At 70.1% G+C, this 25,976-nt stretch carries 23 protein-coding genes; 12 read left to right on the top strand and 11 right to left on the bottom strand.

Going from position 1 to position 25,976, the window contains the following annotated elements:
• Positions 1–56 precede the first annotated feature (56 nt).
• The 4 genes from K6753_RS00340 to K6753_RS00325 all read left to right on the top strand — a co-directional run bounded on the left by K6753_RS00340 (position 57) and on the right by K6753_RS00325 (position 3,963).
• Positions 57–902 carry a hypothetical protein gene (locus tag K6753_RS00340; RefSeq protein WP_223674205.1) on the top strand — a complete coding sequence of 282 codons (846 nt, stop codon included), beginning with the start codon at positions 57–59 and terminating at the stop codon, positions 900–902.
• Positions 903–975: 73 nt separating this feature from the next.
• Complete coding sequence (locus tag K6753_RS00335; RefSeq protein WP_223674204.1) at positions 976–1,698, top strand: C39 family peptidase; 723 nt, start codon at positions 976–978, stop codon at positions 1,696–1,698.
• Positions 1,699–1,747: 49 nt separating this feature from the next.
• Positions 1,748–2,521: a hypothetical protein gene (locus K6753_RS00330; protein ID WP_223674203.1), complete on the top strand. Its 774-nt coding sequence runs from the start codon at positions 1,748–1,750 to the stop codon at positions 2,519–2,521.
• A 104-nt stretch (positions 2,522–2,625) separates the two neighbouring features.
• Positions 2,626–3,963: a transporter gene (locus tag K6753_RS00325; protein ID WP_223674202.1), complete on the top strand. Its 1,338-nt coding sequence runs from the start codon at positions 2,626–2,628 to the stop codon at positions 3,961–3,963.
• Positions 3,964–4,369: 406 nt separating this feature from the next.
• On the opposite strand, the gene K6753_RS00320 is transcribed toward K6753_RS00325, so the two are convergent.
• The 3 genes from K6753_RS00320 to K6753_RS00310 all read right to left on the bottom strand — a co-directional run bounded on the left by K6753_RS00320 (position 4,370) and on the right by K6753_RS00310 (position 7,469).
• Positions 4,370–5,800 (bottom strand): sigma-54 dependent transcriptional regulator, encoded by a 1,431-nt coding sequence (locus K6753_RS00320; RefSeq protein WP_223674201.1) that lies wholly within the window; start codon positions 5,798–5,800, stop codon positions 4,370–4,372.
• Between the two features lie 135 nt (positions 5,801–5,935).
• Positions 5,936–6,997 (bottom strand): class 1 fructose-bisphosphatase, encoded by a 1,062-nt coding sequence (locus K6753_RS00315; RefSeq protein ID WP_223674200.1) that lies wholly within the window; start codon positions 6,995–6,997, stop codon positions 5,936–5,938.
• A 142-nt stretch (positions 6,998–7,139) separates the two neighbouring features.
• A complete protein-coding gene (locus tag K6753_RS00310) occupies positions 7,140–7,469 on the bottom strand; it encodes a hypothetical protein (RefSeq protein WP_223674199.1) in 330 nt (109 codons plus the stop codon).
• 150 nt (positions 7,470–7,619) lie between these two features.
• Between K6753_RS00310 and K6753_RS00305 the strand changes: the two genes are divergently transcribed.
• On the top strand, positions 7,620–9,779 hold the full coding sequence (locus tag K6753_RS00305; RefSeq protein WP_223674198.1) for a TonB-dependent siderophore receptor: 2,160 nt from the start codon (positions 7,620–7,622) through the stop codon (positions 9,777–9,779).
• A gap of 23 nt (positions 9,780–9,802) precedes the next feature.
• A complete protein-coding gene (locus K6753_RS00300) occupies positions 9,803–11,020 on the top strand; it encodes a PepSY-associated TM helix domain-containing protein (RefSeq protein WP_223674197.1) in 1,218 nt (405 codons plus the stop codon).
• A 137-nt stretch (positions 11,021–11,157) separates the two neighbouring features.
• On the opposite strand, the gene K6753_RS00295 is transcribed toward K6753_RS00300, so the two are convergent.
• Together K6753_RS00295 and K6753_RS00290 are read right to left on the bottom strand one after the other, a co-directional pair.
• Positions 11,158–11,796, bottom strand: a complete 639-nt coding sequence (locus K6753_RS00295; protein WP_223674196.1) for a response regulator transcription factor — start codon at positions 11,794–11,796, stop codon at positions 11,158–11,160.
• Complete coding sequence (locus K6753_RS00290; RefSeq protein ID WP_223674195.1) at positions 11,793–12,905, bottom strand: sensor histidine kinase; 1,113 nt, start codon at positions 12,903–12,905, stop codon at positions 11,793–11,795. Before K6753_RS00290 ends, K6753_RS00295 begins: the two co-directional genes overlap by 4 nt.
• On the opposite strand from K6753_RS00290, the gene K6753_RS00285 reads away from it, so the two are divergent.
• From K6753_RS00285 to K6753_RS00275, 3 genes are read left to right on the top strand one after another with little or no spacing between them, the layout of a single operon-like run.
• Positions 12,900–13,748, top strand: a complete 849-nt coding sequence (locus K6753_RS00285; RefSeq protein WP_223674194.1) for a DUF2306 domain-containing protein — start codon at positions 12,900–12,902, stop codon at positions 13,746–13,748. The genes K6753_RS00290 and K6753_RS00285 overlap by 6 nt on opposite strands.
• 38 nt (positions 13,749–13,786) lie before the next feature.
• Entirely contained in the window at positions 13,787–14,233 is a 447-nt protein-coding gene (locus K6753_RS00280) for a DUF2141 domain-containing protein (protein WP_223674193.1), read from the top strand.
• The gene (locus K6753_RS00275) at positions 14,230–14,781 is read left to right on the top strand and encodes a DUF3592 domain-containing protein (protein WP_223674192.1); all 552 of its coding nucleotides are present in this window, start codon (positions 14,230–14,232) and stop codon (positions 14,779–14,781) included. Before K6753_RS00280 ends, K6753_RS00275 begins: the two co-directional genes overlap by 4 nt.
• Here the strand turns inward: K6753_RS00275 and phhA are convergent.
• Positions 14,762–15,655 (bottom strand): phenylalanine 4-monooxygenase, encoded by an 894-nt coding sequence (gene phhA / locus K6753_RS00270; protein WP_223674191.1) that lies wholly within the window; start codon positions 15,653–15,655, stop codon positions 14,762–14,764. The two genes, K6753_RS00275 and phhA, sit on opposite strands and share 20 nt — an antisense overlap.
• Positions 15,656–15,784: 129 nt before the next feature.
• On the opposite strand from phhA, the gene K6753_RS00265 reads away from it, so the two are divergent.
• The gene (locus K6753_RS00265; protein ID WP_223674190.1) at positions 15,785–16,270 is read left to right on the top strand and encodes an Lrp/AsnC family transcriptional regulator; all 486 of its coding nucleotides are present in this window, start codon (positions 15,785–15,787) and stop codon (positions 16,268–16,270) included.
• Positions 16,271–16,454: 184 nt separating this feature from the next.
• On the opposite strand, the gene K6753_RS00260 is transcribed toward K6753_RS00265, so the two are convergent.
• The 4 genes from K6753_RS00260 to K6753_RS00245 all read right to left on the bottom strand — a co-directional run bounded on the left by K6753_RS00260 (position 16,455) and on the right by K6753_RS00245 (position 21,419).
• Positions 16,455–17,474 carry a patatin-like phospholipase family protein gene (locus K6753_RS00260; protein ID WP_223674189.1) on the bottom strand — a complete coding sequence of 340 codons (1,020 nt, stop codon included), beginning with the start codon at positions 17,472–17,474 and terminating at the stop codon, positions 16,455–16,457.
• A gap of 305 nt (positions 17,475–17,779) precedes the next feature.
• Positions 17,780–18,799, bottom strand: a complete 1,020-nt coding sequence (locus K6753_RS00255) for a TIGR00266 family protein (protein ID WP_223674188.1) — start codon at positions 18,797–18,799, stop codon at positions 17,780–17,782.
• A 71-nt stretch (positions 18,800–18,870) separates the two neighbouring features.
• On the bottom strand, positions 18,871–20,499 hold the full coding sequence (locus tag K6753_RS00250; RefSeq protein ID WP_223674187.1) for a M28 family peptidase: 1,629 nt from the start codon (positions 20,497–20,499) through the stop codon (positions 18,871–18,873).
• Positions 20,500–20,624: 125 nt separating this feature from the next.
• Positions 20,625–21,419: a rhomboid family intramembrane serine protease gene (locus tag K6753_RS00245; protein ID WP_223674186.1), complete on the bottom strand. Its 795-nt coding sequence runs from the start codon at positions 21,417–21,419 to the stop codon at positions 20,625–20,627.
• 284 nt (positions 21,420–21,703) lie between these two features.
• Between K6753_RS00245 and K6753_RS00240 the strand changes: the two genes are divergently transcribed.
• Together K6753_RS00240 and K6753_RS00235 are read left to right on the top strand one after the other, a co-directional pair.
• The gene (locus K6753_RS00240; RefSeq protein WP_223674185.1) at positions 21,704–22,882 is read left to right on the top strand and encodes a class I SAM-dependent rRNA methyltransferase; all 1,179 of its coding nucleotides are present in this window, start codon (positions 21,704–21,706) and stop codon (positions 22,880–22,882) included.
• 275 nt (positions 22,883–23,157) lie between these two features.
• Positions 23,158–24,555, top strand: a complete 1,398-nt coding sequence (locus tag K6753_RS00235; RefSeq protein ID WP_223674184.1) for a DNA recombination protein RmuC — start codon at positions 23,158–23,160, stop codon at positions 24,553–24,555.
• A gap of 285 nt (positions 24,556–24,840) precedes the next feature.
• Here K6753_RS00235 and K6753_RS00230 read toward each other — a convergent pair whose 3' ends face one another.
• Positions 24,841–25,914 carry an MlaA family lipoprotein gene (locus K6753_RS00230; protein ID WP_223674183.1) on the bottom strand — a complete coding sequence of 358 codons (1,074 nt, stop codon included), beginning with the start codon at positions 25,912–25,914 and terminating at the stop codon, positions 24,841–24,843.
• Positions 25,915–25,976 lie beyond the last annotated feature (62 nt).

Below are 25,976 nucleotides of genomic sequence, written 5' to 3'. Positions count from 1 at the left end.
GCAGTTGAGACGCGGGGCCACCCGGCCCCGCGCCTCCCTACCCGGGAGACAACGACATGAAACTGCACCACACACTGCTCGCCGCGACACTGCTCGCGGTTTCGGCCCCCGCACTGGCCGCCGGCGACGACGCCGACATCTACAGCGACTGGGACATGCTCAACAGCATCTACGTCATCGGTGACGTGTATGCATGGGGCTTCATCCGCGTCGACAGCGAGTCTGCTGCGGTCGTCGACCAGGACCAGTTCACCTACGCCAACGGCTCGTTCGGCGATGGCGACAACAGCGCCTCGGCATCGGATGACGCCATGCGCCGCGCCTCGGGCAACATCGGCGTGAACATCGCCGCCGGCGTGGGCAACGCCCAGGCCAATGACGGCGCGCTGTCGGCCGTCGACGGCGACAACGTGTTCGCCTCGGCGATGGTGTTCAACAGCCAGTACACCGATTCCAACTTCGGCACCGACCTGCCCAGCGGCCCGGACGCCGGCCTGTTCTACGACGCTTCGGTGTCGGACAACGTGCTGGCCAGCGCCTCGGGCAACATCGGCCTGAACGTCGCCGCCGGCGTGGGCAATGCGCAGACCAACGGCCTGGCCGCATCGGTCAACAGCTCCGGCACGATCGCCAAGGCCAGCGCCGACAGCGAGCAGGAAACCTTCGCCAACATGCTGTTGGCGGTATGGGACCTGGACAACACCGCATCGCTGAGCGGCAACGCCCTGGGCGGCGCCGTCGGCAACATCGGCGTGAACATCGCCGCGGGTGCCGGCAATGCGCAGCACAACGGCCTGGCGATCGCCGTGGCGTCGTGCGGTGCCTGCGCACCGCCTCCGCCGCCGCCGCCCCCGCCGCCGCCGCCGCCGTGTGGTGGTGGTGATGCGCGCTGCGGTCATTGAAGTCACGCGTAATGGCAATGCCGGACCGGCGTCGTGCCGGTCCGGCGGATGGACTCGGGGGAGTCAGGACACCATGAACATCAAGCTCCACATCGTGATCGCACCACTGCTGGCCCTGGCCGGGCTGCTCGCATGGGCGCCGCCGGCGCCGGCGCAGTCGGTGGTTGAGATCGGGCGTCTGGCGGGACCTGCCGCGGTCCCAGTGCGGAAGCAGATGCGCACGTTCCGCGACATGCGCTTCCGCGACCTGATGCCGCAGCGGTTCGACTTCAGTTGCGGCTCGGCGGCGCTGGGCACGCTGTTGCACTACGGCTACGGCATCGAGACCAACGAAGCCAAGCTGATCACCGCGATGATGGAAGGCAACGACCCCGAGCAGGTGGTCAAGAACGGCTTCTCGATGCTCGACATGAAGCGTTACGTCGACAGCATCGGCATGCGTGGACACGGTTTCAAGATCGAACCCGACGCGCTGTACAGGCTGCAGATGCCGGTGATCGCGTTGCTCGATCTCAAGGGCTACAAGCATTTCGTGGTGGTGAAGGGGGCGTCCGCCGGACGCGTCTTCGTCGCCGATCCCGCGCTCGGCCATCGTGTGATGAGCGAGGCGGATTTCGTTGCCGGTTGGAACGGCATCGTTCTGGCGGTGGTCGGCGATACGCCGATGCACGCCGACTCGTACCTGGTCAGCAGCAACAGCTCCAATGCCCTGGGACACCGGGTGGACGCGCTCGACCGCGCCACCACGACGCCCCAGGTCGTCGAGCTGGGCCTGGTCTATATGGACCTGTTCTGACCATGTGCTTCGTTCCAACCACGTACCGCATTAAAGAATCGAGGTCCCGATGAACCGACATACACTCCCCCGTGCCCTGTTCTCGGTCCTCGTGGCAGGCGCGGCTGCGGCACAGTCCGCAGCCGCCCTGCCCCCTTCTTCCGACACCCTGCCCCCGGTCAAGGCCTACGTCGTCGACGACGCCACGCTGGCCGGCCTCACCGGCAAGTACATGGGCGCCAACATGCTGGTCGGCCTGCGTATCGACGTGACCTCCACGCTGCACAACGCCCACAGCGGCAGCGCCCACGCCTCGGGCACGCTGCAGGTGCGGCGCAATGCCACGGGTGGTTTCGACGTGGCCGTCGACACCCGCAGCGGCGCCGAAGCCGGGGCTGGTGGCGGACCGACTCCTACCGGTGTGGTCAGCGGTGGTCGCGAGCTGCAGGTCAACGGCATCGGCCAGGTGGCGCAGATCGCCGGCGACCGCAACGCGCTGTCCAACCTGACGGCGATTAACTTCACCACGGAGCTGCCGGGCACGGCGGGCTTCAACGGCCAGATGGGCAGCGAGACGACGGCCGGCGAGATGACCGCGCGCATCACCTTCCTCGACAACGGCGTCAACCTCGACCTGTCCTCCCCCGGCGCGAACATCGGCCAGTACCTGAGCCAGGCGGGCGCCGGGTCGGAGGGGCGGATCATGCAGATCGGCCAGATCTTCGGCAGCGACATCGCGGCCAGCAACCGCCTGCAACTGACGCTCCTGAGTGAGCAGATGTCCACGCAGATGATCAACCAGCAGGGCATCCAGCAGGCCATGGCCGGGATCATCGGGCTCTAGCGTTCATCTAGACACCGCGGATTCGCGGGGCCACGTACTCCAGGGGACGCCGCATCATGCTCGCAAACCGCACTTCGCCGGTCGTCCGGCCGTTGATCCTTGCCATGGCCCTCGCGCTGGGCACTGCCCACGCCGCCGAGCCGGGCAGCGACGACGCCGAGGTGCACGCCCTGCTGGAGCAGCTGAGCCAGCGGCTGGAGCAGCAGGAGGCGGAGATCAAGCGCCTGCGCGGCCAGGTACACGAGCTTGAGATGTCCCAGCGCGGCCGAGGCCTGACCGGCGCGCCCGCGGCGGCGGAACCGGCGGCGCAGGGCGCGGCCAACCAGGCGTTTGGCGCCGCGCAGGTGGCGACCACGCAGGACGCGCAGCAGGCACCGCCCGCTGACCCGGCCAGCCCCGTCGACCCGTCCGCACCGCCTGAGACCACCACCCAGTCCGCCGAGCCGATGCAGATCGGCGAAGCGCGCCGCGATGAGGATGAAGAACGCCGCGAGCAGGAACGTGCGCTCGTGGTCACCGAGCATGCGCCGCTGTTCGAGCGCAGGTTCACGTTCGATTCCGGCCTGAGCTACAGCTACTACGACCGCCGGCTGCTGGTCCTCCAGGGCTTCCTCGCACTGGATGCGATCTTCCTGGGCACGCTCAACCTGGACCAGACCAAGTCGACTGTCCTGACGATGGACTTCACCGGTCGCTACGGCCTCACCGATCGACTCAGCGTCGAGGCCACGGTGCCGTACGTCTACCGCGACACGCGCTTCGTCAGCGGCGGCGCCGGCGGCGCCTCGACCGAGGTCAGCGAGGTGCAGCTCAGCTCGAGCGGCATCGGCGACGCCAGCATCGCCGCCTACTTCCAGGTGGTGAAGGAGTCGCAGCGCTGGCCCGACATCGTTACCAGCCTGCGCGTGCGCGGCCCGTCGGGCCGGCATCCGTTCGGCCTGAAGCTGATCCAGGCCGACGAGGACAACAACAACCTCAACGTGCCGGAAGACCTGCCTACCGGCACCGGCATCTGGAGCGTGACCGGCAACGTGTCGGCGCTGCGCACTTACGACCCGGTGATCCTGTTCGGCAACCTGGGATACACCTGGAACATCGAGGAGGACTTCGACGACATTTCGCCGGTGCTCGACCAGGTCTCCCCCGCAAGCGTGTCGTTGGGCAATGTCATCCAGTTGAGCGGCGGTTTGGCGATCGCACTCAACGACCGCGCGGCGGTCAGCTTCAGTGTCGCGTCCGCCATGGCCGCGGCCACGTATACGCAGGCGCCGGGCAGCGAGAAGTTCCGGATCCCGGGCAGCTCGACCAACTCCACCACCCTCAACATCGGCGCCACCTACGCGATGCCCTCGGGGTGGACCGTCAACGGCCAGATGGCCGCGGGCCTGACCGACGACTCGCCGAACTTCGTGTTCGGACTGCGGGCATCGAAGTCGTTCTGAGGCGGCGATACCGTGCCGGGTAGACGGGCCCGCATCCGTCGTTGCGTCCGCAGGATGGGTGGACCGCAGCGATGCCCATCATGGTCATCGCCTGGCCCGCGCAGAAGCTTCCTTCCCGACCCCCGCTTGCGCACGATTTCACGGGGCTCCGTGAAGCGACATCCGGGGCGATCACGTCGCGGGCAATGGGCGTTCCTGCGATCCACCCGTTATAAGAACTACGAGTCCGGATGAAGCCATGAGGCTTTTGCGCCGGCTTCGCGGGCGTGGCAGGAAACGAAGGGGCTACAGGGCCACGGGCGATGCCGCAGTGCTGTACGGCCCTGCGTCTGGATCCCGCGTGCTCCATGTGCGCGGGCGCGAGGCCGCGGGAAGATCCCATGGCCCGCAGCGCCACCCGGTGGCCTCAGGCGACGCTTACGGTCCCGCCCGAATCCGGATCGCTCTCGCGCAGCCCGTGCCGGCCCATCAGCCGGTACAGCGTCACGCGCGACACGCCCAGTTCGCGGGCGGTGTCCACCAGGCGGCCGCGGTTGCGCTGCAGGGCGCGCTCGATCGCCTCGCGGGTGGCGGCGTCGCGCACCTCGTCCAGCGTCGGCGGCGGGCCTGTCTCGGCGCCGTCGATATGCAGGTCGGCGGCGGTGATCAGCCGTCCTTCGGCCATGACCACGGCCTGGCGCACGCGGTTGATCAGCTCGCGCACGTTGCCGGGCCAGCGGTGCGAATGCAGCGCGTGGCGCGCGCACGGGGCGAACCCCTTGAGCGTGCGCTGTCCTTCCTGCGAATAACGCTTGAGCGCGTAGTCGGCCAGCTTGTCGATGTCGGCGCCGCGGTCGCGCAGCGGGGGCTGGTGCAGGCGCAGCACGCACAGGCGGTGGAACAGGTCGGCGCGGAAGCTGCCCTTGGCCACCGAGTCCTCGAGGTCGTGGTGGGTGGCCGAGATGATGCGCACGTCGACGCGGATCTGCTCGTGTCCGCCCAGACGCTCGAAGCACCCTTCCTGCAGGAACCGCAGCAGCGAGGCCTGGCTTTCCAGCGGGAGGTCGCCGATCTCGTCCAGGAACAGGGTGCCGCCGTTGGCCACCTCGAACCGGCCCAACTTGCGTGTCTGCGCACCCGTGAAGGCGCCGCGCTCGTAGCCGAACAGTTCCGACTGCACCAGGTTCTGCGGGATCGCGCCGCAGTTGATCGCCACGAACGGGTTGGCATGCCGGCGCGAATGGCGATGCACGGCCATCGCCGCCAGCTCCTTGCCGGTGCCGGTCTCGCCGGCGATGAACACCGGCGCCTCGGTCAGCGCCGCCTTCCGCAACGTGCGGCACAGTGCCAGCATCGCCGGGCTGTCGCCGATCATGTCGTCGAAGCCGACCTGCGACACCGCGACTCCGCGCTCGCAGGCCAGAGCGGCCATGCCGTGGGCGTGGCCGATCACCGTGTTGAGTACGGCCTCCGGGCACGGCAGGGTGACGTAGTCGTAGCAGTAGTCACGGATCAGGCGGCGCACTGGCGGGTCGTCCAGCTGCGCGGCGTCCACGCCGGCCACCCAACCGGCGTTGGACGCCGACAGCGCCGGGCCGTACTCGGCCAGGTCCTGGTGGCTGAAGCCCTCGCGCAGGTCCAGCAACGCGGCGAACGGCTGGCGCGGATCGCGCTGCAGGATGCGTTGCACGCTGCGCGCATCGGGTGCGCGGCGCAGGTTCCAGCCCATGGTCTGCAGGCCGCCCAGCGCCAGCACCCGGCCGGCCGTGCCGGCGGTGGCGTAGATCAGCTCGCGTCCATGCGCCGTGCTTCCGTGCGGACCAGGGTCGCCGGATGTGGTGTTCGTGTCGTTCGCCATCTCCCCTCCATCACCCGTCGACGCGACATGCGCCATGCCTCGGGGCAAGGGTTATCAACGCGGGGCGTGGCGATTTGCGGTCACCGGCGTGACAGTCGCCCCGGTCAGGTAGATGACCGGGGCGGAGCTGGTGGGTCAGGCGGCGTCGGCGGCCCGGTCGTGGCGCAGGTGGTAGTCGACGGCGGTTTCCACTTCCCGGCGGCTGCCCATGAACACCGGCACGCGCTGGTGCAGCCCGGTGGGCCGGACCTCCAGCATGCGCTGGCGACCGGTACTGGATGCGCCACCGGCCTGTTCGACCAGGAAGCTCATCGGGTTGGCTTCGTACATCAGCCGCAACTTGCCGCCCTTCGCCGCACACTTGCTGTCCAGCGGGTAGCTGAAGATGCCGCCGCGGGTCAGGATGCGGTGCACGTCGGCCACCATCGAGGCCACCCAGCGCATGTTGAAGTCCTTGCCGCGCGGGCCTTCGGTGCCGGCCAGCAGGTCGCCGACGTACGCCTGCATCGGCGGCTCCCAGAAGCGCTGGTTGGACATGTTGACGGCGAATTCCTTGGTCTCGTCCGGGATCCGCATGTCACGCGTGGTCAGAACGAAGCCGCCGATCTCGCGGTCCAAGGTAAAGGCGTGGGTGCCGTGGCCGACGGTCAGCACCAGCATCGTGCTGGGGCCGTAGGTGGTGTAGCCGGCGCAGACCTGCTCGGTGCCCGGCTGCAGGAAGTGCTCGTCGCCGGGCGTGGTCACGCCGTCCGGGCAGCGCAGCACCGAGAAGATCGTGCCAACGGAGATGTTCACGTCGATGTTGGAGCTGCCATCGAGGGGGTCGAACAGCAGCAGGTAGTTGCCGCGCGGGTACACGTCCGGGATCGGCTGGCTGTGGTCCATCTCCTCCGACGCCAGGCCGGCGAGGTGGCCACCCCACGCGTTGGCTTCCATCAGCACGTCGTTGGCGATGACGTCGAGCTTCTTCTGCGCCTCGCCCTGGATGTTGATGCTGGCCTCGCCGGCCGACCCGGCCTCGCCCAGGACGCCGCCCAGCGCACCCTTGCCAACGGCAATGGAGATGCGCTTGCAGGCGCGTGCGACCACCTCGATCAACAGCCGCAGGTCGGGGCTGACGTGGCCCGCGCGCTGGGCCTCGATCAGGAACTGGGTGAGGGAGACGGACGGCGCGGGACGCTGCGGCAAGCTGGGCATGGCGTGGATCGGCTCGGCGGCGAGGGGGCGCCATTGTCGCCGATGGCCGGAGCGGGGGGTAACTCGGGAGCGGGTGGGCCGGCCGATCCAGTGGGCGGACGTGAAATCAGCAGATAGTCGATCAGCCGATAGTCGCGAGCACCTACGCCGCGAGGTCCGGCACCAATCGGTGCATCCGACGGCGGGCAACGGCGGCCAGCGTCTCGCGCGCCATTGCCAGCATCCGCAGCGGGGCCTCGGGTTCGGCCGAATCGACCGCGCGCTTGGCCGCGTCCACCGCATCGAACGCCGCGGTCGCCCCGTCACCACCGAGCATCGCCCGCAGCGAGCGCAGGTGGGCATCCAGCCGGCGCTCCAGAAGCGGCTCCAGTCCCTGGCCGGCGCAGCGCGCGGCCTCGTCGAAGGTGGCTTCGGCGTGGGCCAGTTCCTGGCGGAGTTCGTCGGCGGTGAAGTTCATGCGGCGAAGGTGCATCGGGGGCGTCGCAGGGGCTGAGAAGGCCGCGCATCTTGGGGATCGCACCGTGACCGGGCGGTGTAAACCACGCGACGGGTTCGTGACGAAGTTTTGCTAACAAGAATTATTCTCATTATCATGGCGCGCTTTCCGAACCCGGCCCCTGCCATGTCCCGCTGCCTGCTGCACCTCGCCATCGTCTCCGCCCTGGCCGCCGGCCCCGCCGTGCTGCATGCGCAGGAGGCCGGCACCGCGCCCGGACCGGAGGCCACGGCCGAGGCCGATACCTACGCCACCGACCTCGATACCGTGCAGGTCATCGGCCGTGCGCAGCGCCTGTACAAGGTCGAGGACAGCAGCCTGGCGACCCGCACCGACACGCCGCTGGAGCTGGTGCCGCAGTCGGTGCAGGTGATCAACCGCGAACTCATCGACGACCAGGCCGCGCGCCAGGTCACCGATCTGTACCGCAACATCAGCGGCATCAGCTTCTTCAGTTACGCCGGTGTCGTGCTGCGGGGCTTCCGCCAGGAGAACGTGCTGTACGACGGCCTGCGCGGTGACCCCTATGCCGGCTTCTCGGTGCCGCAGCTGTTCAACATCGAGCGCGTCGAGGTGCTGAAGGGCCCGGCGGGCGCGGCCTACGGTTCCGGCGACCCGGGCGGCGTCATCAACTACGCCACCAAGAAGCCGACCCCCTACACCGAGCGCCAGTTGCGCCTGGAAGCGGGCAACTTCGACTACGGCGCCGCATCGGTCGAGGCGTCCGGTCCGCTCGATACCGCCGGCCGCGTGCGCTACCGCGTCGGCGCGCACATCGACCACGAGCAAGGCTTTCGCAACAACACCTCGCAGGACAGCCTGATCGGCGATGTCGGGTTCGCCTTCGACGTGGGCGACACCGGCGAGCTGCTGCTGCAGTACACCGACCTGCAGCAGGAGCTGGACGCCAACCGCCTGCGCGGCGTGCCGGCCAACGACGACGGCGTGTTCCTGACCGACCGCGAGTGGAACACCAACGAGCCGACCGACTACCTCGACCTGGACGCGCGCATCGGCCTGGCGCGCTACACCGCGGCGCCGAGCGATGCGCTCGACGTGAGCCTGGCGGTACGCTGGTTCGAAAACGCGGAGCGCCAGCAGTACCACGAGTCGCGCGGCATCGCCGAAGACGGACGCACCGTGTGGCGCGAGTTCCGCGACCAGGCGCGCGACGTCGAAGGCCTCGCCGCGGCCGGCCACGCGGCATTCGACTTCAGCACCGGCGGCATCGACCACACCTGGCTGTTCGGCGGCGAGATGTCGCAGCTGGACGCGTACTTCATCGGACGCACCGCGGTGGGCGTGGAGCGCGGCGGCCCGGTGCCGGGGCTGGACCTGTTCGACCCGGTCTACGGACTGAGCGGCGCGGCCGACTACGGCCTGGACACGCTGCCGTTCCGCCCGGCCACGCGCACCCGCAGCCGCCAGGACGGCCTCTACCTGCAGGACCAGATGGACCTGGGCCGCTGGCACGTGCTGGCCGGCCTGCGCTGGGACCGCTTCGAGGACGAGAACCGCGTCGACGGTACCGCGGTGGACGGCGACGACCTGACCTGGCGCCTGGGCACGACGTTCGAGGCGACCGACGCGGTCAACCTGTATGCCAGCACCGCGACCGGCTTCGTACCGCAGTCGGCCGGCAGCCAGAACCCGCTGGCCGGCGGTCCGTTCGACCCCGAGCGCAGCCGCCAGTGGGAACTCGGCGCCAAGTCCAGCCTCGCCGGTGGCCGCATCACCCTCAACGGCGCGGTCTACCGGATCGAGCGCAGCAACGTCGTGCAGGGCACCGGGCTGGACGCCGGCAACGACGGCGTCGACGACCTGGCCGCGCTGGGCCTGGTGCGCAGCGACGGGTTCGAACTCGACCTGCTGGCCGACCTGACCGAGCGCTGGGTGCTCAACCTGGCCTACGGCTACAACGACGCGCGCGTGCTGGAAGGCGACCCGGCGGCGGCCGGCAACACCACCGGCGACAGCGACCGCTTCGCCAACGCGCCGCGCCACAAGGTCGGCCTGTGGACGCGCTACGACCTGCCTGCGATCGCGTCCTCGATTGCCTTCGGCGCCGACCACGTCGGCGACCGGGTCTCGCTGGAAGGCCAGGCGGTGAAGGCGTACACGATCTTCGACGCCAGCTGGCAGACGCAGTGGCGCGACTGGACCTTCCAGGCCAACGTCAAGAACCTGTTCGACAAGGTGTACGCGGCCAGTGGCTTCATCGAGCGCACCGGCCATTTCCCCGGGGAGCCGCGCCGGCTGTACCTGCAGGCGCGCTACCGCTTCTGACCGATGCCCTGACCGACACCGCCATGCCTCCGGGCCCGCCATCGCCAGCCCCCGCCGCCGCCACGCCCGAGAAGGGCGGGCGGCGCGTGTGGTTCGACCTGCACAGCTGGGTGGGCTTGAAGCTGTGCGTGCTGATGGCGTTCGTCTGCTTCACCGGCACCCTGGCGGTGTTCTCGCACGAGATCGACTGGGCGTTGCACGACGAGATGCGCGTGTCGCCGGCGCCCGAACGTGCCAGCTGGGGCGCGATGGTCGGCGCGGTGCAGCAGGCGTATCCGGCCTGGACCATCAACGGCCTCTCGGCGCCCAAGGGCCCGCGCTCGGCGGCGATGGCGAGCATGGAGACCGACGAGGGCCGGCTGCGCTTCGTCTGGGTCGATCCGTACCGCGCCGCGGTGACCGGCGACACCCACTGGTTCAACGCCCAGCGCTTCCTGCGCAACACCCACCGCCACCTGATGATGCCGGTGAAGTTCGGCGTGCCGATCGTCTCGGCGCTCGCCATCGCGTTGCTGGTGACACTGGTCACCAGCCTGGTGATCTACAGGCACTGGTGGCGCGGCTTCTTCTCGATGCCGCGGCCGGAGCGCCAGCGCCGGTTCTGGGGCGACGTGCACCGGCTGGCGGGCGTGTGGAGCCTGTGGTTCATCGCGCTGATCGCCGCCACCGGCGTCTGGTACCTGGTCGAGTCGCTGGGCGGTGGCGCGGGTGGGCAGGCGGACGTGCTTGCCGAGCGCGCAGACAATGCGGCCATCGCGCCCACATCCGCAATCACATCCGCAATCACATCCGCAATTACGCCCGCCGCGGTCGACCGTGCGATCGCCCAGGCGCGCAGCCAATGGCCCGGCCTGGAGGTACGCCGGCTCGCGCTCTCCGATCGCGGCATCGTGATCGAGGGCCAGGCCGAGGCGTGGCTGGTACGCGACCGTGCCAATGCACTGGGCTTCGACACGACGGGCGGGATCGTCACCGGCCGCCGCGCCGGCACCGACCTCGATGTCCACCACCGCATCTCCGAAATGGCCGACCCGCTGCACTTCGGCACGTTCGGCGGCCTGGCGACGCAGCTCATCTGGTTCGTGTTCGGCCTGCTGCTCACCGCGCTCAGCGTGACCGGTGCGTATCTCTACGGTTTGCGCGTCGCCGACGCGATGCGCGCCGCCGCGCGCAAGGCAGCGAAGCGGGCTGGCAAAGGTACGGTCGCGCTACCGACCGAGAACGAGGCGGTGCATCCATGACCGCCCCCCGCGATGCGTGGAAAGTGGCCTGGCGCGGCATGGGGTGGTGGCGCTGGCTGTGCCTGGCGCTGGTGGTCATCGCGTTCGTGCTGCTGCCGCAGGAACTCGCGCGCTGATCGGGCGCGGGTGCGCCGCGGTCAGATCACCCGCAACGTGATCGCCTTGAGCACCGCACGCGTTCGGTCGCGGGTGTCGAGCTTGTCCAGGATCGTCGACACGTAGTTCTTGACCGTGCCCTCGGCCAGGAACATGGCGCGCGCGATCTCCTTGTTGGAGTAGCCGCCGGCCAGCAGCCTGAGGATCGCCACCTCGCGTTCGGTGAACAGGTCGCGCGGCGCGTCGTCGGCGTGGTAGCGGTAGCGCGCGCGCACCGGGTCGGTGCTGACGGGTTGCAGCAAGGTCTCGCCCGCGGCGAGGCGCACGATCGCATCGCGCAGGTCATCGGGTGCGGCGTCCTTGAGCAGGAATCCGCGTGCGCCGGCCTCGGTGGCCTGCAGCAGCAGGTCGGGCTCGTCGAACGTGGTCAGCAGCAGCACGGGTGTGGCATCGCTGGCGTCGCGCAACCGCCGCGCCACCTCCAGCCCGTCGACACCGGGCATGCGGATGTCGCTGAGCACCACGTCCACCGGCGTGTCCCGCAGCTGCGCCAGCAACGCCTCGCCGTCGCCGGCCTCGAATGCGATCACGATGCCCTGCCGCTCCAGCAAGGCGCGCAGGCCGGCGCGCACCAGTGCCTGGTCGTCGGCCAGCGCCACGGTGGCGAGCGGCCCGCTCATGCCGGCAGCCACACGTCGATGCGCACGCCGCCGCCGCGCTCGGGCACCACCTGCAGTTCACCGCCGGCGCCTTCGATGCGCTCGCGCATGCCGGCCAGGCCGTTCCCTTCGCGCAGCGGGCCACGCGCGCGGCCGTCGTCGGTGGCCTGCAGGTGCATGCCGCCGCGGGCCGCATCGCGCTGCAGTTCGACCCGCAGCACGCCGGCGTCGCCGTGGCGCGCGGCGTTGGTCAGCGCCTCCTGGACGACGCGCAGCAGCAGTTCGGCGCGCTCGGGGTCGTCCAGCCGCAGCGTGTCGTCCAGCGACAACTGCAGGCGCGGGCGCGGCAGCGGCGCGGCCAGTGCGTGCAGCGCGGTGCCCAGGTCGAGCCCGCGGTTGTCGCGGATGGCCTGCACCACGCCGCGGATGTCGCCCATCAGCTCGCCGGCCATGCGCTGCGCGACGGCCAGTTCCTCGCGACCGGTCAACGCGGGGTCGGCCGACAGCGCGCGCAGGTTGAGGGTGAGCGCGGTGAGCTTGTGGCCGGCCACGTCGTGCAGCTCGCGCGCCAGTCGCAGGCGCTCGCCGTCGCGCGCGCTGTCGGCCAGCAGCGCGCGCGTGGCCAGCAGGTCGGCGTTGACGCGTGCCAGCGCATCGCGCGTGCGTTCGGCGGTGATCGCGTAATAGGCCGTGAGCGCCGCGAACAGCTGGAAGCCGCCGTACAGCAGCGTCATCATCACCGGGCCGGGATGGCCCCGCACCTCCAGCACTGCCCAGCTGGCCAGGCTGGCCACCAGCACCGCCGGCACCGCGAAGCGCGGCGGCCACGCCATCGCGATCACCGCCGTCCACACCACCAGCAGCACCTGCGGCGTGCCCAGGCGCGGCGCCATCCAGACCAGTGCCAGCGCGAGGAAGGCCATCGCCACCAGCAGCGCCGCGCCTAGCCAAGGGTGGCGTTTGCCGGCGGGCTCGTGCATCAGGAACGCCGCGGTGTACAGCCCCAGCAGTGTCCATGCCAGGCCGGCGTCGGCCGGCGGCATCCAGCGTAGCGACAACGCGACCGCCAGCAACGTGCACAGGCCGGCAAGGTTGGGCAGCTGCAGCAGCGTGCGCAGGGTGGGATGCATGGCGCCATGGTCGGGCGGGCGGCCGCGCTGGGCAATGCCCCGGTGCGCGAAAGTGACTTCCGGCACCTCAAGCCGGTGACCCGTGGCCCTGCCGCCGTCGAGCGCGCGGCGCGACGCTGGCATCGTCCTGGAGGAGCCACCGCAATGAATGCCTACGACCTGATCGTCACCGCCCACGTCGCGTCCGGAACCGTCGCGCTCGCCACCTTCTGGCTGTCGGCCGCGCTGCGCAAGGGCAGTCCGCTGCACGTGTGGGTCGGCCGCGCCTACCTGCTGTCGATGTGCGGCGTGCTGCTGAGCGCCCTGCCGATGGTGGTCCAGCGCGTCGTCGACGGGCGGGGGGTGGCCGCGGTGTTCCTAGGCTACCTGGTGGTGCTGGTGACGACCACCGTGTGGCTGGCGTGGCGGGCGATCCGCGACAAGGCCGACCCGGCCCGCTACCTCGGCAGCGTGTATAGCGCGCTGATGGTGGCCAACCCGGTCGCAGGGCTCGCCGTGCTCGCCGCGGGCGTGCAGGCCGGCCAGCCCCTGCTGATGGGGTTCTCGCTGATCGGCATCCTCATCGGCAGCGACATGTGGCGCCGCCGCCGGGTGATCCCGGCCCAGCCGCGCTGGTGGATGCAGGAGCACTACGCGGCGATGGTCGGCAACGGCGCCGCCACCCATATCGCGTTCTTGGCCATCGGGTTGCCGCGCCTGTTGCCGGACGTCGCCTCCGGCGCGCTGTTCTACACCGCGTGGTTCGCGCCGGTGCTGCTGTCTATTGCCGCCAAGGCCTGGCTGGATCGCCGCTACCGCTTCAGCGGCCCACGGGCCGTGCCCCCGCGCCCGGTGCGCGCGTGATCCACCGCCCGCACCCCGTTGCCACTCCGGAGCCTTCGATGCCTTCACTGTCCGTCCATCGTCGTACCCGTGCCCTGCGGCTGGGTGCACTCGCGTCCGCCTTGCTGGCCCTGCCTGCGCTGGCCACCGAGCTTGCCGTCGACATCGAGGACGTCGGCGCGCAAAGCGGCCGCCTCACCGTCTTCCTGTTCGATTCGGAAGAGGCCTGGAACGGCACGCGCGATGCGCTGGCCATGAAGCGCGTGTACCCGGATGGCAGCACGCGCCTCAACGTCCGCTTCGACGGCCTGCGCGCGGGCCGGTACGGCGTGATGGTGCTGCACGACAAGGACGGCAACCGCAAGTTCGACGTCGGCCCGCTGGGCATTCCGCAGGACGACTACGGCTTCTCCAACAACCCGTTCGTCCTCAAGCGGCCGGGCTTCGAGCGCATCTCCTTCGACCTGCCGGCGAGCGGGCGGCGCATCACGGTGCGGATGAAGTGAGTCGGCCGCAGCGGAGCCTGATGCTCAAGGCGTGGGGCTGGTCGGTGCTGGGCGGCCTGATCCACGCCCTGAGCCTGCTGATGCTGGTCGCGGCGGCACTGTTCATATCCGGCAGTACGCCTGCGACGGGCACGGTGATTGACCGCGAAGGTCGCGGCGGCGGCACGCAGCGGCTGGGCCGGGGTCGCAACAGCCAGACCATGGTGCCCGTGGTCGCCTACCGTGACGACCGCGGCCGCATGCGGCGGTTCGTCGGCACCGTGGCCCTGCCCGAGGCGCGCGTGCCGACGGTCGGCTCCCAGGTGCCGGTGCGCTACCAGCGTCTGGCCGACGGGACGATGTCCGCACGGATCGACAGCGTCCCCGAGGTCTGGGCGCTGCCGGCCTTCCTGGCGGTGTTCGGGGCCGGATTCACCGGGGCTGGCCTGCTCGCACGTCGCGTGGTGCGCCAGCCGGGCACGCGCTCTCGGCCCGTTAGGCCCTCAGGTGTGCCTGAGCGCGCCCACGCCGCGCAGCTGCTGCAGCGCCTCAGACGTCCCCGTCGTTGAGCCAGCCTTCGCCGGTGCCGCGGTTGAACACGTGGTCGGTCTCGAGCACCGTGCCGGCCGGGATCGAATCGAGCTGCGCCAGCTTTTCGTAGATCGGAGTGAAGTCCGGGCGCGTGGCATCCATCAGCTGCTCGAAGCTGTCGATCACGAAGTACGTCTTTTGATACGTGTCGATGCGGTAGCGGGTGCGCATGATCCGCTCCAGGTCGAAGCCAATGCGATTGGGGGCATCGCTCTCCAGACAGTGGATCGACTCGCCCTTGGACGACACGATGCCGCTGCCGTAGATGCGCACGCCGTCCTTCTGGCGAATCAGGCCGAACTCGACCGTGTACCAGTACAGCCGCGTCAGGTTCTGCAGCGCGTCGGCGCCGATTGCGTGCGCCTTCACGCCGCCGCGGCCGTACGCCTCCATGTAGTCGGCGAACACCGGGATCATCAGCAGCGGCACGTGGCCGAACAGGTCGTGGAAGAGGTCGGGCTCTTCGATGTAGTCGATCTGGTCCGGGCGCCGGATCCACCACGTCACCGGGAAGCGGCGGTTGGCGAGATGGTCGAAGAAGTCGAGCTCCGGCAGCAGGCCTTCCACGCCGATCAACGTCCAGCCGGTGGCCTTGGACAGCACTTCGTTGAGCTCGGCGAACTTGGGGATGCGGTCGGGCGTCATGCCCATCGCGTCCTGCGCGGCGATGAACTCGTCGCAGGCGCGGCCCTTCAGCACCTCGCGCTGGCGTGCGTACAAGGTGGCCCAGGTAGCGTGGTCCTCGTCGCCGTAGTCGTCCCAGGGCTGCTCGATGATGCCGGTGGCGTAGACCGGGACCTTGCCCTTGTCGGTCTGGATGTTCTCGACGCGGCGGGGGGCGGTGGCGCTCATGGCAGGTCTCCGTACCTCGGGTGGTCGACCAGCGTAGCGCCGTTGCGGCGCAACGGGGTTGCGTTGTTGCGCCTACGTCTGACGATGGCGCACCATAATTGCGGAAATTTGCCATTCAGGTGAACAAAAATGCGCGAAGCCGAGCTGGACCGCATCGACCTGCACCTGCTCGCCGAGCTGCAGCGACAGGGCCGGCTGACCAACGCCGAGCTGGCCGAGCGGGTGCACCTCTCGCCCTCGGCCTGCCTGCGACGGGTGCAGCGGCTGGAACGCGACGGCGTGATCGCCGGCTACCGCGCCGAGGTCGACCCCGAGCGGGTTGGCCTGGGGCTTCAGGCGTTCGTCCGCGTGCAGCTGGAGAAGCACGACGTCGAGCACGTCGGCCGCTTCGTCGAGGCCATCGCGCGATGGGACGAGGTGGTCGCCTGCCACGCGCTGACCGGTGACATGGACTACCTGCTGCACGTGGTCGTGCGCGACCTCGACCACTTCTCGCGCTTCCTGCTGGACCGGCTGCTCAACGCCAGCGGCGTGGCCGACGTCAATTCCAGCTTCGTGCTGCGCACGGTGAAGGCGTTCGGCGGCGTGCCGGTGGGGTCGCGGGAGGCGGGTTGAGAGGCCGAGAATTCGGCCCTCTTCTCAAGCCGTCATAGGCGGGAATCCATGGACGTTGCCGTTCCAGGGAGCCGGGCGAAACGAAAGCATGGGACGTAGGCGCATGCGCCAAGGGAAAAACCGACCTCGCTTTTGCGGGAATGACGGAGGGGGCGTCCGCCGTGCGCGGAGGCGACATACGACGTCAATCGTCCGCGCAATCCTTCCCGAACGGGTTGATCGCACCCACCCAGCTCGTCTCGCACTCAGGCTCCGGCGCCTTCGGCACCGGCTTCGGCGCCAGCGCCGCCACGCGTCGTGCGCGCTCGGCGGCGAGTTCCTTCCTGATCTGCGGCAACGCGGCGAGTGCCGCGCGCTCACCGGCCAGGATCGCGGCGTTGCGCTGTTCGAAATCCGCCGGGCCGATGTCGTTGACCGCGGGGCGGATGACCACGTCGGCGCGCGCCAGCTCCTGCTTGCCCAGCGTCTGGCCCATGATCGCGATGGACTGGTTGACCACGCCCAGCAGGTGCGTCGGCGTGGTGCCGCTGGCCTTGCTGGAGATGTCCACGGCGATCACGTACTCGGCGCCCAGCTGGCGCGCCGCGTCCACCGGCACCGGGCTGACCACGCCCCCGTCGACAAAGCTGCGTTCGCCGATGCGCACCGGCTCGAACACGCCCGGCACCGCGCTGGAGGCGCGCACCGCCTGGCCGGTGTTGCCGCGCACGAACACCGAGCGTTCGCCGGTTTCCAGCCACGTGGTCACGGCCGCGAACGGCTTGGACAGCGACTGGATCGGCCGGTTGCCGACCTGCGCGTTGACGTAGTCCTGCAGCGCCTGGCCCTGCACCAGCCCGCCGGAGAACAGGCGCACGTCGCGGATGCTGGACTCGTCCAGCGCCACGGCCTTTTCCTGCAGCGCGAACGGGTCCATGCCGCTGGCGTACAGCGCCCCGACCACGCTGCCGGCGCTGGTGCCGCTGACCACGTGCGGCGTGATGCCGTTGGCCTCAAGCATCTTGATCACGCCGATGTGCGCGAAGCCCTTGGCCGCGCCGCCGCCCAGCGCCAAGCCAATGCGCACCGGCTTGGGCTTGGCGGCCGCAACGGGTTGCGCCGGTGCCGGCGGCGTGGGGCGCACGGTGTCGCCCCCGCCACACGCGGCCAGCACGACGGCGGTGGCGCACAGCAACGACAGGCGCAGACGGGTTGGAGCGGGCATGGGCGAATCCGGAAACAAAGCGCGCGGAGGATAGCCGCTCGCGACCGAACGGCGTCCGACTGCCATGCATGGACTTTCAGGCAAGGCGGACGGCATGCATCCACGCCGTCCCCCGTCGTCCCAGCGAACGCTGGGACCCACATTGACCTTCAGGCCTACGCAGCCAGCGGAAGCAACGTCACTGGGTTCCTGCGTTCGCAGGAATGACGGCGTTGGGAGTGCCTCCTGACCGGGCGTGCTTCGAGGGACCTCTGTCAGGCAGGTCCCTCGCTTTGCCCGGGATGACAGCCCCTCGATTCCCGCGTCTAGAACCGGTTATCCCCATCCAGCAACCGCCCCAGTCCGCCCAGCACCGAGCCTTCGCCGCGGTCCTGCCCACCGGCCTGCGGCGCCGCGGCCAGCATGCGGCCGGCCATGCGCGAGAACGGCAGCGACTGCAGCCACACCTTGCCCGGCCCGGTGAGCGAGGCCAGGAAAACGCCTTCGCCGCCGAACAGCATGCTCTTGATGCCGCCGACCGCGCGCACGTCCATCTGCACGCTGTCGTGGAAGGCCATGACGCAGCCGGTGTCCACGTCCAGGCGCTCGCCGGGCTTGAGGTCGTACTCCACCAGCGTGCCGCCGGCATGCACGAACACCCAGCCGTCGCCCTCGAGCTTCTGCATGATGAAGCCCTCGCCACCGAACAGGCCGGTGAGGATCTTGCGCTGGAAGTGGATGCCGATGGCCACGCCGCGCGCGCCGGCCAGGAAGCTGTCCTTCTGGCAGATCAGGCGGCCGCCGTGCTCGGACAGCTTCATCGCCACCACCGTGCCCGGGTAGGGGGCGGCGAACGCGACGCGCGCCTTGCCGCTGCCGGTGTGCGTGTACATCGTGGTGAACAGGCTTTCGCCGGTGATCACGCGCTTGCCGGCCGACAGCAGCTTGTCCATCAGGCCGCCGCCTTGGCCGCTGTGGCGGCCGTCGCCGAACACCGTGTCCATCTGCACGGACGCGTCCTTGTACATCAGCGCGCCGGCCTCGGCGATGGCGCTTTCGCCCGGGTCCAGCTCGACTTCAACGAACGGCATGTCGTTGCCGATGATGCGGTAGTCGACTTCGTCGCTGCGGCTGGTGCCGCCGCTGGGCACGGCCGGCAGGTGCGGCGGTGGGCCCGAAGGCGTGACGGCGAGCTCCGGCACCGAGCGCACCGGCATCCAGTCGGCGAAACCCTCGCGCCAGCAGCGTGCATCGGGATGGCGGCGCGCGTGCTCGCGCGCGGCGTCCTCGTCCAGCGGGCCGATGCGGCTGGCATCGCTGCCGGAATGGAAATACCACTGGTGCATGGCGACGGTCCTGTGTCGGTTGGGGAGCGCAGGGATAGCACGCGCCCACCGCCGCCGCCATGGCCGGGAGGTCACGGCAGCGGTGGCGACTCCAACGGCCGTGACGGCGCGAAGCGGCCGCCGAAGAAATCGCCCGCGCGCCAGGCCGGCGGGCGCGGCGCATCGGCGACCGAAGCCGCGGTGCGGGCCACCAGCCCGGCCAGGCGTGCGGCATCGTTCCAGGCGATCGGGCTGTCGGCGTCGTCTTCCGGCCGGTGGTAGCGCTCGCGCATGAATGCCGCGGCCGCCGCCGCTGGGTCGTCGTTGCGACGCACCGGGTCCGTGCCACCCATCAGGTACAGCGCGGGCACGCCGCGCCGCACGAACGCGAACTGGTCGCTGCGTACGAACGTGCCCTGCGCGGCCATCGGGTCGGGCGTCAGCGCAACGTCCATTGCGTCGGCCGCTTCGCGCACGTGCCCGCCCAGCTCCGACCGCTCGACCCCAGCCACGCCCGCGTCGCGCGTCGGTGCCAGCAGCAACGGCATGTCGAGGTTGAGGTTGGCAACGAGCGCACCGTCGGTGGCGGCCTGCGCGAAGGCCTGCGCGCCCAGCAGGCCCTGCTCCTCGCCGGTCAGCGCCACGAACAGCGTGTCGCGCGCCGGCGCCGGTGCGGCCGCCATCCGGCGCGCGGCTTCCAGCATGACCGCGACGCCGAGTGCGTTGTCGACGGCGCCGTTGAAGATGCGGTCATCGCCGCCGACCCCCACGCCGAGGTGGTCCAGGTGGGCGGTGATCGCGACCTGACCCGCGCGGCGGGCATCACTGCCGGGGAGCCGGCCGACGACGTTGGCCGACTCGACCGGCTGCAGGCGCGACGCGGTGGCCAGATCGAGCCGGTTGGGCAACGCGAACGTCGGCAAGGCCCCTGCGTCGGCCTGCGCCGCCAGTTGCGCGAGCGTGCGACCGCTGCCAGCCAGCAGCGTGTCGACCGCATCGGCATGCACATGCAGCACGGCACGCACGGTTGTTTGCGGCGCCTCCGCGAGGCGCATGGCCGGCCGTGCCAGCACTTCGGCCAGGCGTGACCACGGCAGCGCCGCTTCGTCGGCCGGCGTGCGCAGGAACACCGCGGCCACCGCGCCACGTGCCGCGAGCGCCTCGAGCTTGGTACCGGTCGCGCCGTAGTACGCACGAAGGTCCGGTTCCAGGCGTGCCGGCGTGCCGCCCAGCAGCAGCACGGCCTTTCCGCGCAGGTCGAGGCCGGTGAAATCATCAACGCCGAGTTCCGGCGCATGCACGCCGTGGCCGGCGAACACCATCGGCAGGTCCGTGAGGGCGACGGCGTCCTCGAAGCCGGGGGCGGGCAGGACATCGCGGCCCGGCTGCAGGCGGGTCGAGCGCCCGTCGTTGCGAACGGCCACCACGGCACGCTCGACGATTGCGACGGACTGCTGCAACGGGACCCGCTGCAGCCAGCCCGAATCGCCGGCCGGCTCCAGGCCGATCCGCTGCATGCGCACCGCCACGTAGCGCGCGGCGTGGTCGAAGCCGGGGGTACCTGTCATGCGGCCCTGCATGCGGTCGTCGGCCAGTACCTGCACATCGGCCCGGATGCGGGCGGCCGACGCGGAGGCCGGGGCGTCAACGCGTTCCGCCGTGCACGCGGCGAGCAGGATCGCGGCCAGGGCAGCCGCCGTGCTTGGGATCAATGTCCGCATGCGGAGAGGGTGGCGAGGGGAGCACGGCACGCTAGCACCGGATTGCATGCACCAACGACCGACGATGCGAATGCGGGGTGCGGCTAAGCGCCGACCGCACGCATCAGCGCCGGGCCCGGCACCACTCAATCGTGCGGGTCGCGGCCTCGCCCGTCCCGCGGCCGGAACTTCAGTACCGTCCCGCGCGGTTCTTCCGCCCGCTGCCAGATCACCGGAACGTCATCCGGCGACGGCGGCTCGAGCGCGTCACGGCCCGCCTGCGCCTGCATGTCGACGCCGTCCTCCTCGTCCTCCCAGCTATAGCGCACGCGCGGCGCCTGCGGGTCGCGCCGGCGCAGCAGCCATGCGGCCACGACGCCACCCACGGCCCCGCCCAGGTGCGATTGCCAGGAGATGCCGGCCTCGCGCGGCAGCACCGACATCAGCATGCCGCCGTACAGCAGGAAGGCGATCATCGCCGCGGCCACCGCGGGGCGGTCGCGGCGCAGCAGGCCCAGGGTGGCCACCATGAACATCAGCCCGTGGGTCACGCCACTGGCGCCGAGGTGGCGGCTGCCGGCCTCGCCGAGCCACCACGCGCCCAGGCCCGAACCCAGCCACATCAGCGGCAGCGCCCAGTACGTCGCGCGCGGGTACAGGCCGCCGGCCAGCGTGCCCAGCAGCAGCAGGGCGATGGCGTTGGTGGCGACGTGTTCGATCGAGCCATGCAGCAGCGGCGCGGTCAGCACGCCCAGCAGCCCATCGACCGATCGCGGCCGCACCGCCCACGTGTCCAGGTCGATGCCGGCCTGCGCCGCGAACACGGCGAACACGACCAGGACGGCCGCCAGGCTCAGGTTGAGGGCACGCAGCCAGCGACGGCGGTCGTGCGCGCGCTGGGTCCTGGGATCGACGGGGTCGGCTTCGGCGGGCAGGTGCATGGCCCCTGTGTGGCGGCGCAGGCGGGGATTGCAAGGTTCGGCGGCATTGGCTCCTCCCCCTGCGCGGCAGGGGGGTGATGAGGGCTGCTTGCGAGCCACGGGCTCGCGGCCCGAAGAACGCACGGCGGCTGTGCCGACGGGCTGGACGGTTGGGAGGGGGTGCTCTTGGCGCGGCGTGGGCGGTGCGCGGGCCCAAACGGCACCCCTCCCCAACCCTCCCCTCCACGCAGGAGAGGGAGCAGGACGCGCCGGGACTGAAGCAGTGCGCCGCGTAGAATGGCGCGATGAATCAGTCCTCCGATGCCATCCCCACCGTCCGCCTCAAGAACGCCTGGAAATCCAGCCATCCGTGGATCTTCCAGCGCCTGGTCGAGAAGCCCGCGCAGCGCCCCAAGCCCGGCTCGATCGTGGACGTGGTCGGCGTGGACGGCGAGTGGATCGGCCGCGGCTTCTACAACGGCCATTCGCGCATCGCCGTGCGCGTGCTGGAGACCGACCACCGCGTACCCGTCGATGCCGGCTGGTTCTCGCGCAAGATCGCCGCGGCCGTCGAGCTGCGCCGTGAGGTGCTCGATCTCGATGCCGTCAGCGATGCGTGGCGCGTGGTCCACAGCGAGGGCGACGGCATCAGCGGGCTGGTGGTGGACCGCTACGCCGACCTGCTGGTCGTGGAGTTCTTCAGCGCCGGCGCGTTCCGGCATCGCGAATGGATCTTCGAGGCGCTGCGCGAGCAGTTCCCGGGCTGCCGCTTCCATGCCTTCGCCGACGAGCACGTGCAGAAGCAGGAGTCGTTCGACTACCGCGGCAGCGAGCCCGCGGCGCCCGCCGTCATCACCGAGCACGGCGTGAAGTTCCGCGCCGACCCCGCCGGCGCACACAAGACCGGGTTCTTCGCCGACCAGCGCGAGAACCGCCAGTGGCTGAGCCAGCACGTCGAGGGCCGTCGGGTGCTGGACCTGTGCTGCAACACCGGCGGCTTCGCGGTGTACTCCGCGGTGCGCGGCGCATCCGAGGTGGTCGGCGTGGACATCGATGCCGATGTCATCGAGATCGCCAAGGGCAACGCCAAGCTCAACGGCGTGCGCCCGCGCTTCGTGCAGGCCGACATCTTCCCGTGGCTGCGCGATGCCTCCAACGCCGGCGAACAGTTCGACGTCGTCATCCTCGACCCGGCCAAGATGACGCGCGACCGCGAGCAGGTGATCCCCGCGCTCAAGAAGTACCTGGACATGAACAAGCTGGCGTTGGGCGTGGTGAAGCCCGGCGGCCTGTTCGCGACGTTTTCCTGCACCGGGCTGGTCAGCGAGGAGCAGTTCCTCGACATGCTGCGGCGCGCGGCGTTCTACTCCAACCGCACCGTGCAGGTGCTGAAGGTGTCCGGCGCCGGCCCGGACCACCCGTTCCTGGCGCAGGTGCAGGAAAGCCGCTATCTGAAGGCCGTGTTCTGCCGCGTGCTGGATTGAGGCGGTGCGGCGACTCGCCGTTGTAGGAGCGGCTTCAGGCGCGATCGGTGCCCAACCATTGGCGTCGGTTGAAGCCTCTACAGGAGCGACGTGAGTCGCGACCGCGAATAGACGGGTGAGTACGCGGGTCGCGACTCACGTCGCTCCTACATGCGGGCTTACGTGGAGGGTCGATCGCGGCTGAAGCCGCTCCTGCAGGTGGGTCTGTCTCCAACATCGGGGTGATCCGGACCCCGCATCGCAGCCCCTGCGACCGCCGCCGCTACACTGGCGCGATGACCGAATCCCCCCTCGTCCTGTTCCTGCTGGTGGCGGTGTTGCTGGCCGCTCTGGCCGCCGTCGGCCTGCTGCTGGCTCTCCTGCGTCGGCGCCCCGACGACGCGTTGCAGGCGCACCGCGACCGACTGGAAGCGGCCCTGCGCGAAGAGCAGCGCGAGGGCCGCAGCGAGCTGCGCCAGCAGCTCGACAGCCTCGGCACCCAGCAGGCGGCGCGCATCGACGGCTTCGGCGGCAAGCTCGCGGACCTGACCGAGCGCACCGACCGCAGGCTCGACGAGTTCCGCATCGCGGTGGCCGAGGATGCGCGCAAGGCGCGGCTGGAAGGCGCCGAGGCGCAGCAGCGGTTCGCCGACGGCCTCGGCCAGCGCCTGGCCGAACTCACCCAACGCAACGAGCAGCGCATCGGCGAGATGCGCGCCACGCTCGAGCAGCAACTGCAGAAGCTGCAGGCCGACAACGCCAGCAAGCTCGAGCAGATGCGCGCGACTGTCGACGAGAAGTTGCAGAGCACGCTGGAAGCGCGCCTGGGCGAATCCTTCCGGCTGGTGTCCGAGCGCCTGGAGCAGGTGCAGCGCGGGCTCGGCGAAATGCAGCAGCTGGCCACCGGCGTGGGCGACCTCAAGCGCGTGCTGACCAACGTCAAGAACCGTGGCGGCTGGGGCGAGGTCCAGCTCGAAGCCATCCTGGAGCAGACGCTGGTCGCCGAGCAGTACGCGCGCGGTGTGCGCGTGAAGCCCGACAGCGCCGAGGCGGTGGACTTCGCGATCCGCCTGCCCGGGCGGCGCGATGACGAGACGCCGGTATGGCTGCCGATGGACGCCAAGTTCCCGCGCGAGGACTACGAACGCCTGCTGGATGCGCAGGACCGCGGCGACCCGGATGCGGTGCGTACCCATGCCGCGCAGCTCGAACGCGCCATCCGCCTGCAGGCCAAGTCGATCTGCGACAAATACGTGTCGCCGCCGCACACCACCGACTTTGCGGTGATGTTCCTGCCGACCGAGGGCCTCTACGCCGAGACCATCCGCCGCCCCGGCCTGATGGATGCGCTGCAGCGCGAGTACCGCGTGGTGCTGGCCGGCCCGACCACCATAACCGCGCTGCTCAACAGCCTGCAGATGGGCTTCCGCACGCTGGCCATCGAGAAGCGCTCCAGCGAGGTCTGGCAGGTGCTGGGCGCGGTCAAGACGGAGTTCGGCAAGTTCGCGACGGTGCTGGAGAAGGCCGCCAGTCAGCTCGACACGGTGCAGAACAGCATCAAGCAGACCGGCGTGCGCACCCGCGCGATCGAACGCAAGCTGCGCGGCGTGGAACAGCTGCCCAGCGACGAGAGCCGGCAGCTGCTGGGTACGTCACTGGACGATGGCGAAACCGAGGGCGACGAGGTCGTCTGACCGCACCGGCGTGCGTGGCGTTGCGGACGTGCCTTTGTAGGAGCGGCTTCAGCCGCGATCGGCAATCGGCCCGCCGCGTATGCAGAGGTTTCCACGCGCAGATCCGGTTTCGTTGTAGGAGCGACGTAAGTCGCGACCGCGAGAGACCGGACAGGTGCGCAGGTCGCGACTTACGTCGCTCCTACACAAGCGGCATTCGTGGGCGGTCGATCGCGGCTGAAGCCGCTCCTACAGGGTGCATTGCCGGGGCCGTCGCGGGTCGACGAGACCCGCACGTGCATTGCCTCAGTTCCCGCCACCCATCGGCGTCACCGGGATCGCGTCCACCGGCACGGTCGGGTTGAACTCTTCGCGCAGGTAGTCGGGCAGGTCGTCGCTGGCTTCTTCGTCCAGGCGATCGCCGAAGATCTGGTAGTTGCGCCGCTGCGTCCACGCATCGCGCACCAGCGCGTAGTCGTCCTCCGCGCCCTCGCGCAGGCTGTCGGTGGACAGCAGCTGGGTGCGCACGTCGACCAGCTGCAGGCCCTGCAGCGGGATGCGGGTCTGCTCGTCGCCGATCTGGCGCAGCGGGCTGAGCGGCGCGTCGCCGACCATGCCGAATACGTCGCGCACCGTGCGCGGGCCGAACAGCGGAAGCTCGACGTAGCGCGAACGCTCCCAGCCCCACACGCCCAGCGTCTGGCCGAAGTCCTCGCTGCGGTTGGGCAGGGTGGCGTCGCTGGCCGGGTCGAAGATGCCGCCGATGCCCAGCGTGGAGTTGAGCGCGAACCGGCCCAGCGACTGCGCCGCCTGCTTCGGCTTGCCCTGCAGCAGCGCGTTCACCGCCGCCACCGGCTGGCCGAGGTTGTTGAAGAAATTGCTCACGCCCAGCCGGACGGGCCGCGGCACCACTTCCACATAGGCCCGCGCCAGCGGACGCGCGACCGTGCGGTCGACCGCGTTGTTGAAGCGGTGCATCTGCCGGTTGTAGCGCTCCCATGGGTCGTAACTGCCCGGGATGACCGCCGGCTCCGGCAGTGTCGGATCGGCGACCGGGTCATAGGGCGTGCCGTTTCCGTACAGCGCGTCGAAGTCGCGCTCGGCCTGGGTGCGCGGGTCTTCAGGTGCCGCGTCCGCGTCCGTCGCGTCCTCGACCTCGGACGGCGGTACGGCGGGTTCGTCCGCCCGGCCGTCCTCGATCAGTCGAACGCACTTCGCAAAGACGCCTTCCTCGCCGGCGCGTTCTTCCATGCAGCGATCGAATTCGATGCGCTGCTGCGCGGACAACGGCCGCCCCACCACCTGCGCCATCACGCCGGTGGTGCTCAGTAGCAGGCAAGGCAGCAACAGCGTGGAGAGGAGGGTTGCGTGGGGGCGCATGCGGGCAGTTTAGGTTGCGGAGGCGGAGGTCGGCCATGCCTACGCGGCGTCCGGTCTGGAAC

The organism is Novilysobacter selenitireducens (genome assembly GCF_020026895.1).
Taxonomy (GTDB): domain Bacteria; phylum Pseudomonadota; class Gammaproteobacteria; order Xanthomonadales; family Xanthomonadaceae; genus Lysobacter_C; species Lysobacter_C selenitireducens.
This window is presented reverse-complemented; position numbering and strand designations above follow the sequence as displayed.

What these genes read in the sequence shown, in the direction of transcription:
- K6753_RS00340 (WP_223674205.1), top strand. Translation starts at nt 57, where the DNA reads ATGAAACTGCACCACACACTGCTCGCCGCGACACTGCTCGCGGTTTCG.
- K6753_RS00335 (WP_223674204.1), top strand. Translation starts at nt 976, where the DNA reads ATGAACATCAAGCTCCACATCGTGATCGCACCACTGCTGGCCCTGGCC.
- K6753_RS00330 (WP_223674203.1), top strand. Translation starts at nt 1,748, where the DNA reads ATGAACCGACATACACTCCCCCGTGCCCTGTTCTCGGTCCTCGTGGCA.
- K6753_RS00325 (WP_223674202.1), top strand. Translation starts at nt 2,626, where the DNA reads ATGGCCCTCGCGCTGGGCACTGCCCACGCCGCCGAGCCGGGCAGCGAC.
- K6753_RS00320 (WP_223674201.1), bottom strand. Translation starts at nt 5,800, where the DNA reads ATGGCGAACGACACGAACACCACATCCGGCGACCCTGGTCCGCACGGA.
- K6753_RS00315 (WP_223674200.1), bottom strand. Translation starts at nt 6,997, where the DNA reads ATGCCCAGCTTGCCGCAGCGTCCCGCGCCGTCCGTCTCCCTCACCCAG.
- K6753_RS00310 (WP_223674199.1), bottom strand. Translation starts at nt 7,469, where the DNA reads ATGCACCTTCGCCGCATGAACTTCACCGCCGACGAACTCCGCCAGGAA.
- K6753_RS00305 (WP_223674198.1), top strand. Translation starts at nt 7,620, where the DNA reads ATGTCCCGCTGCCTGCTGCACCTCGCCATCGTCTCCGCCCTGGCCGCC.
- K6753_RS00300 (WP_223674197.1), top strand. Translation starts at nt 9,803, where the DNA reads ATGCCTCCGGGCCCGCCATCGCCAGCCCCCGCCGCCGCCACGCCCGAG.
- K6753_RS00295 (WP_223674196.1), bottom strand. Translation starts at nt 11,796, where the DNA reads ATGAGCGGGCCGCTCGCCACCGTGGCGCTGGCCGACGACCAGGCACTG.
- K6753_RS00285 (WP_223674194.1), top strand. Translation starts at nt 12,900, where the DNA reads ATGCATGGCGCCATGGTCGGGCGGGCGGCCGCGCTGGGCAATGCCCCG.
- K6753_RS00290 (WP_223674195.1), bottom strand. Translation starts at nt 12,905, where the DNA reads ATGCATCCCACCCTGCGCACGCTGCTGCAGCTGCCCAACCTTGCCGGC.
- K6753_RS00280 (WP_223674193.1), top strand. Translation starts at nt 13,787, where the DNA reads ATGCCTTCACTGTCCGTCCATCGTCGTACCCGTGCCCTGCGGCTGGGT.
- phhA (WP_223674191.1), bottom strand. Translation starts at nt 15,655, where the DNA reads ATGAGCGCCACCGCCCCCCGCCGCGTCGAGAACATCCAGACCGACAAG.
- K6753_RS00265 (WP_223674190.1), top strand. Translation starts at nt 15,785, where the DNA reads ATGCGCGAAGCCGAGCTGGACCGCATCGACCTGCACCTGCTCGCCGAG.
- K6753_RS00260 (WP_223674189.1), bottom strand. Translation starts at nt 17,474, where the DNA reads ATGCCCGCTCCAACCCGTCTGCGCCTGTCGTTGCTGTGCGCCACCGCC.
- K6753_RS00255 (WP_223674188.1), bottom strand. Translation starts at nt 18,799, where the DNA reads ATGCACCAGTGGTATTTCCATTCCGGCAGCGATGCCAGCCGCATCGGC.
- K6753_RS00250 (WP_223674187.1), bottom strand. Translation starts at nt 20,499, where the DNA reads ATGCGGACATTGATCCCAAGCACGGCGGCTGCCCTGGCCGCGATCCTG.
- K6753_RS00245 (WP_223674186.1), bottom strand. Translation starts at nt 21,419, where the DNA reads ATGCACCTGCCCGCCGAAGCCGACCCCGTCGATCCCAGGACCCAGCGC.
- K6753_RS00240 (WP_223674185.1), top strand. Translation starts at nt 21,704, where the DNA reads ATGAATCAGTCCTCCGATGCCATCCCCACCGTCCGCCTCAAGAACGCC.
- K6753_RS00235 (WP_223674184.1), top strand. Translation starts at nt 23,158, where the DNA reads ATGACCGAATCCCCCCTCGTCCTGTTCCTGCTGGTGGCGGTGTTGCTG.
- K6753_RS00230 (WP_223674183.1), bottom strand. Translation starts at nt 25,914, where the DNA reads ATGCGCCCCCACGCAACCCTCCTCTCCACGCTGTTGCTGCCTTGCCTG.